The organism is Streptomyces sp. YGL11-2 (assembly GCF_050054615.1).
Classification (GTDB): Bacteria; Actinomycetota; Actinomycetes; order Streptomycetales; family Streptomycetaceae; genus Streptomyces.
On sequence record NZ_JBNHIN010000068.1, the window covers coordinates 1 to 7,802 of the forward strand.

Below are 7,802 nucleotides of genomic sequence, written 5' to 3' on the forward strand. Positions count from 1 at the left end.
GTTCGTACTCACGCCGTGCCTTGCCGGGTCTTCCAGCGCGTTGGAGGCCGATCCGCTGGACGCCGAGTTCGGCCAGGGCTTGGTCGTTGGTTGCGAAGCCAAAGCCTCGGTCGGCGACGACCGTGCCCGGTGGGCGGCCGGTCAGCGTGGTGACGCGCTCCACCGACGGCACCAACTGCGGTGCGTCGGGTGGGTTCCCAAGCTGGACCTTGTGGTCGACGACGAAGCCACGTTCGTCCTCGGCCACCAGTGCCGTGTAGCCGAATTGGGTGGGGTGCTGGGGCTTGCCCTTGCGGATCGGCCGAGCATCAGGGTCGGCCAACGAGACCAACCGGTCGGGAATCGTGCGGATGCCCACCAGCCGCAAAGCGGTCTGCTCCAACAGCTGACGGGTGCCCGCCGCAGTCTCGGCCAGCTCACCCACCAGATGCGCCAGCCGTCCCGAAGGCCGTTTGCCCAGCGCACGCAGAGCGTTGCGCTCCACCACAACCACCTCCCGCAGGGTTGCGCGAGCGACAGCGGCGATCTCACCGGTGAGTCGGTCGATCTCGCCCAGCGCCTGACCGGTGCGCCGCCGTAGCGTGCGCGAGATCTCCTTCAGCCGGCGCCCCGCAGACCGGCTGCGATCCCGGAAGGACGTGCGCCTGGCCGCACCCGCAGCCTTGATCCGACGCACCAGCCGACCCAGCTTACGTACCCCGTGCTCCAGCAGATCGGCGTCCGTGGGATGGTCGATATCGGCTTCGATCACCGTGGTGTCGATGCGCAGCTTGCGGCATCGCAGCAGCTTGTCCTCCGCCAGCTTGCCCAGCAACGCGGCGTTGAGCTCCTGCACGGTCTGGCCTCCGCTGCGGCGCACCAGCTTGACCAACGTGGTCGGGTGCGGCACCGGAGACGTCAGCGGGATCCGACAAAACCGCCGCCAGCTCAACGAGTCCGCGACCTCACGGCACAGCNACTCCGCTGCGGCGCACCAGCTTGATCAACGTGGTCGGGTGCGGCACCGGAGACGTCAGCGGGATCCGACAGAACCGCCGCCAGCTCAACGAGTCCGCGACCTCACGGCACAGCGTCTCGTACCCGAGCTGGTAGCGGTGCTTGAGATACAGCAGCCGCAGCAGCGTCTCGACCGGGATCGACGGCCGCCCCAGCCGCTCGGCGAACACCGCGCGCCACGGGGCGATGAACCGCTCGTCGTCCAGATACGCATCGATCCTGGCCAACTCGGCGGGCAGCTGCCGCGCTTGCTCCGGCAGCACCTCCCACCAGGGATCCTGCACTCCCGCGACACGCAACATCGCCCCACCCCCAGCCACAACGCCCCGCCTCCACTGTCGCGGCCAAGGGGCCACTCTCACCAGCTCTCCCCAGAGGTCAACCCAACGCCGATCCAGACTTCTTCAGGGGCAAGTAGCTAGCGAGGGGATCTGCGCCTTTAGGCGTGGGGGGAATCGCTTCTTTGGGCTGCTCTGACCTCAACTATGCGTACGGGTCTGCACTGTTGACCGTAGCTATATGTGCGGCGTGTGTATGGTGATCGCGTGGCTGTGACGCGGAAGGTTCGCCGGTATTCCGGCGGCGTGTACGACTTGGGACTGCACGTGGTGTGGTGTCCGAAGTCCGCCGCCGGGTCCTTGGTGGACGTGTCGCGGTCCGGCTGCGTGAGCTGATCGAGGCCAAGGCCGCCGAGAAAGGCTGGGAGATCATCGCCCTTGAGGTGATGCCCGATCACGTCCACCTGTTCGTCAAGCACGAGCCCAAGGCTTCCGCGTCGTACGTAGCGAACCAGTTCAAAGGCTTCACCTCCCGCGTGCTGCGGGAGGAGTTCGCGCACCTGAAATCGCGGATGCCCACGCTGTGGTCGTCGTTCTTCGTCGCCTCGGTCGGCGCGGTCAGCGCGGACACGATCGAGAAATACATCAACACCCAGTGGGAACGCCCCTGGACGAAGAAGCAGAAGGAGGGGAACGACCGTGCACCGGGCGTATAAGTTCCTCCTTCGCCCCACGGTCCGCCAGGCTGCCGCGCTCGGCGAGATGCTGCGGGATCACTGCTCCCTCTACAACGGGGCCTTGCAAGAACGCCGCGACGCCTACCGGCACGTCTCGAAGACCACGGTCAGGTACGGGCAGCAGTCCACACAGCTCAAGGAGATCCGGGCCTTCGACCCCGAGCGTCAGGGCCGTTGGTCGTTCAGCTCGCAGCAGGCGACGTTGCGCCGTCTCGACAAGGCGTTCGCCGCGTTCTTCCGCCGCGTGAAGGCCGGGGACACACCTGGATACCCGCGCTTTCGTGGGGTCAACTGGTTCGACACGGTGGACTTCCCCAAGGACGGGGACGGCTGCCGCTGGGACTCCACCCGTACGACCCCGTGACGCGGGTCCGGCTGCAAGGCGTCGGGCACGTCCGCGTGCACCAGCACCGGCCCGTGAAGGGCCGGGTCAAGACCGTGTCCATCAAGCGTGAGGGAAAGCACTGGTATGTGATCCTCGCCTGCGACGAGGTACCTGGCGAACCGCTGCCCGCGACGGGCGCTGCGTGCGGCATCGACATGGGCGTAGCCCACTTCCTGACCACCAGCGAGGGCGAACACATAGCCAACCCGAGGCACGGCAAGCCGGGCGCCGACGCCCTCGCCAAGGCTCAGCGGGCTCTCAAGGAGTTCCCGCGCCGGAAGCGAGAAAACCGCACTGCCCTCCACCGCCGGGCGGTGGAGAAGGTCGCCAAGCTGCACCGCAAGGTGCGCCGTCAGCGCACCGACCACGCACACAAGACGGCGCTGAGGGTGGTTCGCACCTACGACGTGATCGCGCATGAGCGGCTGAGCATCGCGAACATGGTCCGCGCACCGAAGCCGAAGCCCGACCCCGACCAGGCGGGCGCGTTCCTGCCGAACGGCGCCGCAGCCAAAGCCGGGCTGAACAAGAGTATCCACGACGCGGGTTGGGGGGTGTTCCTGGGCATCCTCGCGCATAAGGCTGAGAGCGCCAATCCCAAGCTGATCCCGGTGGACCCCCGCAACACCTCCCGCACTTGCCCCGCCTGCGGGCACGTGTCCGGCGAGAACCGCACCACGCAAGAGAAGTTCGAGTGCACCCAGTGCGGCCACACCGCCAACGCCGATCAGGTCGGCGCACTCAATGTCGCCATCAGGGCCGGGCTGGTCCTTCCCGACGTGGCCTAACCACCGACAGGAGAAGCCCCCCGGATTTATCCGGGGGGAGGAGTCACGAGGCGGGTGGCAAGTAGTCCTGTGGCGTGGACACCTCCTTGCCGTTCGCCGTCGGGTCGGTGTCGGTTCGCCCGGCGCAGGGCCTTGATGGATTTGTCGAGGTCGCCGAGCTCCCACAGGACGTGGGATACGTGGAATTCGTAGGCGGCGCGACATCTGCGTGACCTGAGTCGCGGTCTCCTGGATGCGCGGCGGGCGGACTCCACAGCCGACGGCGTCCGACCTGGGCCGTCCGGCGGCGGGCGACGCACCAGCGCCCTCGGCGGATTCGTCCGCAGGCTGATCGCACGATGGCACGGCAACCAATAGCCGCACACAGCCCGCGCAAGGGCGGCCACTCCCCTTCCGGTCACTGGTCACCGTGCGGTTCGGCAGCAGCCGGACCGCCATGCACCGCACCCTGCTGAAGATCAGGAGACTGCTGAGGCACACAGCATCGACATCCCACCGGCGACCACTCCACCAGCCGCCCTCGCAACCCTCCAGGCCCGGGTCACCGCCCTGAGTAACGAAGCCAACAGCAAGATCAAGACGACGTGTTGATGATCTGCAAGTCCTTGAAGTCGTTTCTTTTTGGTGGTGGATCTCTCTGATCGCATTCCGTTGAGCGCTGATCCATGCTGTCAGTGACGTGTGGCAGCCTCGCGTGTATGAGCTACGACCTTGCTGTCTGGGAGGGGCACCGCCCCGCGGATGACGCCACTGCCGGGAAGATCTTCCACGACCCTGCCCTCAGCTGCGCAAGGTGGCACGCAGCCGCAGGCCGACGGTTGCGAGACCTCCGAAGGTGGTGACCTGGTAGCTGGGTTCCGGTCCGGGCGGCTCGCTCAAGTGATAGCGGCGGGCGGTCTGCGCGGTCAGGAGCGTCAGCATCGCCATGGCCAGAGCGGCTCCCTCGCAGCCGTGCGGGCCGGTACCGAAGGCGAGGAAGACCCCGGGTTTCGCCGGCGAGCCCGAATCATCGAGCCAGCGCTCGGGCTGGAACCGGTCCGGCTCGGAGTGTTGCCGTGCGTCGCGTTGGGCGGTGTAGGGGCAGACGAGAACGGTGGACCCGGCGTCGATGGTGTAGTCGGCGAGCTGAGTCTGCCGCGTGGCGCGCCGGACCAGCAGCCAGCTCGGGGGGTGCAGTCGGAGCACCTCGCGTACCAGTGCCTGGGTGTATCGCAGGCTGTCGAGGTGGGCGCTGGTCGTCGCGGCCGGATCCGCGGGCAGCAAGGCGGCTTCGGCCGCCACGCGGCCCGCTGCCTGGGGATGCCGAGCCAAATCGAGCAGGATCCAACCGGCTGCCCGGGAAGGTGTCTCGAAGGTGGCGACGGTGATCCCAGGGAGGGTGTCGAGGACGGCCTCTTCCGGCAGGAGGCCGTAGCGGGCGGACGGCTGGAGCATCTGTCCCAGCATGTCGTCACCGAGCCGGCCCGAAGAACGGCGCCGGCGGACGATGGGCCGCAACGCATTGGTGAAGGCGACCTGCTGCCGTGTGCGGAACCGCCGTGCCGGTGTGGGGATCCAGCGCGGCCATACCCACCGCGAGGGGCGTTCGAGCACCTCCCGGGCCAGGAAGAGCTGTGAGGCAAAGGGCAGCAGGGTGGCAGCGTCTTCGGAGAAGAGGTAGCGCACGCCGATCTCTGCCAGGGCGTCCCGGACCAGGGGCAGAACCTCGACGTCCTGGCCTGTCGGCCACCGGTCAGTAAATCGAGCGGCCCTGGGCGCAATCTCACCGATCCGGGCCGCAACCGCCTGCGGGCGTAGACCGCGCATGCGGGCGGCGTGAGCGTGCGCACGCTCCTCAGGCGTCGGTGCTCCGCCCGACCGCTTCAACGGCGGGAAGAGAGCCGAGGACGCCTGGTGGAAGTCCTGCGCGCGGCGCAGGACTGCTTCACACGGCCCGGCCGTAGCGGCTACGTAGACACCCGGCTCCAGCTGCCAGAGCTCCCCGCACTCCTCAGCGCCATGGCGCGCCAGTGCCAGCCGGTCGCGGCTCCATGCCGCGAAGCTGCCCCCGGGCAACCGCGGCGGCTCATTCGTCCGGCCCATGAGATCGTCCCGACTCTCGTACCTGTCCAGGCCGATATCGTCGGCAGCGTGGCTGGGAGCCGGCGGGCGCCCGAGGGCGCCCCCCGGCAGTGCGATCACACCCGGTCATCGCCGGTGTACGCATCCCACCCGACCCCGTACGCACCGTAGTGGCGGGTGAAGGACAGCTTGCCGAGCAGCTTGGCGATCATGATGCACTCCTCTCGCCTGTCTGAGCACTCCCATGTCGAGGGTTCGGCAAAGAAGTTCCGGCAGTAACAAATGCCACACCTCCTGTAGTACCGCATATACCCATATGTGGGGTATACGCGAACGGGGCGGTCTTGGATTGCTGCCCGCTCACCGCGGTGGTTACCGAACGCGCACGGGCGGAGTGGACCGGGTGACCGAAGCGGCCGGCGTGTGTCGTCCCGGCGCCGTACCAGGTGATGAAGGCGCCGATGAATACCACTTCGGCGACCATGGACAGAATTCCGTACGGCGGGCCCCAGCCCTCCTCGGTTCGTAACGCACCCGACGAATGGTTCACGATCGCCCGCCCCGGAGTGTTCGCCCCCCCGCGAGCGGACCGGCGCCGGCGGTCAGGGGTGCTGCACTGTTCCCACTGCGGAGGCTTTCCGGGGCCAGGAGCCGGGGCCGGGCGAGGAGTACAGTCGCACGGAATGCGGAAGCCGATTTCGCATCCGCTGTTCGCGCGCGTCTACCCGAAGATCAATGCCCACGCAGATAGCCGTGGCGCCCGAGGCGACGCGGACGCGAGTGGCCAGGTCAGATGGCGTGATTGCGGTACCGCCGGAGGGCTGCGCGGGTGCGCCTTCTTGATGAGGCGTTTGTGGACCGTGTTGTCACGTCCGGTCGCGGCGTTGAGGCCCCAACAGCCGCTGTACGCCCCGGGAATGTGCAGAGTATCGTCGATTATGTCCGGATGTGCGACCCGCATCCTCGCGGGACGCGCATAGACCCGCACCAGAGTTGGATTGGGTCGACATCATGACACCTAGATCAGTTGCGGATTCCTCGAAGTGGACTCGCCGCCGTCGCGTCGCGATCGTTTTGGTGGCTGCCGCCACAGCCGCAAGCCTCTCCACGGCGGGCGCGTGGGCCGGTGGCGGACACGGCCGGCATTTCGCTGAGCACGGGTACTTCAGAGGGGCGGCCACGGTCGCGATGGCGCCCGCCGCTCCGGGCGCACCGGTGGCGGCCAACGATGTGGCGATCGCCGGCTTCGCGTTCTCGCCGTCCACCTTGACCGTCAGCAAGGGCACCCAGGTGACCTGGATCAATGAGGATAGGGCTCCGCACACGGTGACCGGCGCAGGCGGGCTGAACTCGCCGGTGCTCAGGGGTGGCGATTCCTACAGCTTTACGTTCCACTCCGCCGGCACGTTCAGCTATGGCTGCGACATCCACCCGTTCATGCACGGCACGATCGTAGTGAAGTGACGTGACGTGAGACGTCGCAGCCGGCCTCCGGCTAACGGGGTGAGTTGGCTGCCGGTGACGATGTTGCCGGGAGTGTGAGATGTGGTTGCTACGGCTTCTCACCGCGGCTGGGCTCGCTGTCGACGTCTACGTCCATGCCGAACTCGCGGAAGCCTACGACCCGGTGGGTACCGGTATCAGCGAGGGGACACTGTTCCGCGCCCAGGCAGCGGTGGCGGCGCTGGCGGCTGTCCTGGTGCTGGTGAGCGGGCGGAGCCGTTGGGTGTGGGCGTTCGCTTTCCTGGTGGCTGCATCGGCGCTCGGCGCGGTGCTCCTGTACCGGTACGTGGACGTGGGCTCCCTGGGGCCGCTGCCCAACATGCATGAGCCTGCGTGGTATCCGAAGAAGACTGCGTCCGCCGTGGCAGAGGCAGTGGCGACGCTGGGCGCGGCGGTCGGCTTCGTCACTGCCAGCCGTTACCGCACGCCGAGCGGGCGGGCGTGAGCAGAAGGCGGCACGACAGTCATGGGGCGCCCATCGGGTTTTGGTGTGACTTGACAGCAGACTCGTGACGAGGGAAGTGCTCGTGAACTCTTTGGCGAGGGCGTCCATGACGAGTTCGTCGCAGACCTGCCCGAGCCAGTAGCCGGCTTCCCGGAGGGTCCCGGCCGCGCGGAAGCCGGCCTTCTCGTAGTACGGATTCCTGCCTTGTTCGTGGCGAGGACCTTGAGCCAGACCATGGCGCAGGCTGGTGGCGTGGAAGGCGTAGTCGAGCGTGAGGCGGGTTGCCTGGGCGCCCAGACCGCGTCCGCGGGCCTCGGGGCGAGCATGATGACGTATTCGGCTGTGCGGACGACGTGGACGGGTAGGAGGGCGGCGACGCCGGCGGGTACGGATTTGCCGGAGGTGTGAGCGTAGGTGGCGAAGCGGATGTTCTCGCCGCGGAGTTGGTGGGCCATGCCTTCGGTGCGTGCTTCCAGGGAATCGGGTGCCTGGCGGCCGTAGCCGACAAGGAGGGCGGGGTCCTGTTCCCAGGGACCAGTCAGGTGCCCGCATCCTCCGACCCTGGAGAAATCGGCCGCGCCACTTGCCGCAGGAGGCTGTGGGGCGGGC

General features: G+C 67.7%; 3 protein-coding genes and 5 pseudogenes. 5 read left to right on the forward strand and 3 right to left on the reverse strand.

The window, feature by feature from the left end; genetic code table 11:
• Window positions 1–961, reverse strand: a pseudogene (locus ACO1BR_RS39030) (transposase); the annotation flags it as partial.
• Window positions 960–1,298 (reverse strand): annotated as a pseudogene (locus tag ACO1BR_RS39035) (transposase); the annotation flags it as partial. The pseudogenes ACO1BR_RS39030 and ACO1BR_RS39035, both read right to left, overlap by 2 nt.
• Before the next feature lie 243 nt (window positions 1,299–1,541).
• On the opposite strand from ACO1BR_RS39035, the pseudogene tnpA reads away from it, so the two are divergent.
• From tnpA to ACO1BR_RS39050, 3 pseudogenes are all read left to right on the forward strand, one after another.
• Window positions 1,542–1,990: pseudogene (gene tnpA, locus ACO1BR_RS39040) on the forward strand (IS200/IS605 family transposase).
• Window positions 1,974–3,184 (forward strand): annotated as a pseudogene (locus tag ACO1BR_RS39045) (RNA-guided endonuclease InsQ/TnpB family protein). Before tnpA ends, ACO1BR_RS39045 begins: the two co-directional pseudogenes overlap by 17 nt.
• Window positions 3,185–3,587: 403 nt before the next feature.
• Window positions 3,588–3,775, forward strand: a pseudogene (locus ACO1BR_RS39050) (ISAzo13 family transposase); the annotation flags it as partial.
• 189 nt (window positions 3,776–3,964) lie between these two features.
• On the opposite strand, the gene ACO1BR_RS39055 reads toward ACO1BR_RS39050, so the two are convergent.
• Entirely contained in the window at window positions 3,965–5,266 is a 1,302-nt protein-coding gene (locus tag ACO1BR_RS39055) for a cytochrome P450 (protein WP_426799856.1), read from the reverse strand.
• A gap of 1,056 nt (window positions 5,267–6,322) precedes the next feature.
• On the opposite strand from ACO1BR_RS39055, the gene ACO1BR_RS39060 reads away from it, so the two are divergent.
• Window positions 6,323–6,709, forward strand: coding sequence for a cupredoxin domain-containing protein (locus tag ACO1BR_RS39060; protein ID WP_426799857.1), 387 nt, complete (start codon window positions 6,323–6,325; stop codon window positions 6,707–6,709).
• Window positions 6,710–6,788: 79 nt separating this feature from the next.
• The gene (locus ACO1BR_RS39065; RefSeq protein ID WP_426799858.1) at window positions 6,789–7,193 is read left to right on the forward strand and encodes a hypothetical protein; all 405 of its coding nucleotides are present in this window, start codon (window positions 6,789–6,791) and stop codon (window positions 7,191–7,193) included.
• The last annotated feature ends 609 nt before the right edge of the window (window positions 7,194–7,802 follow it).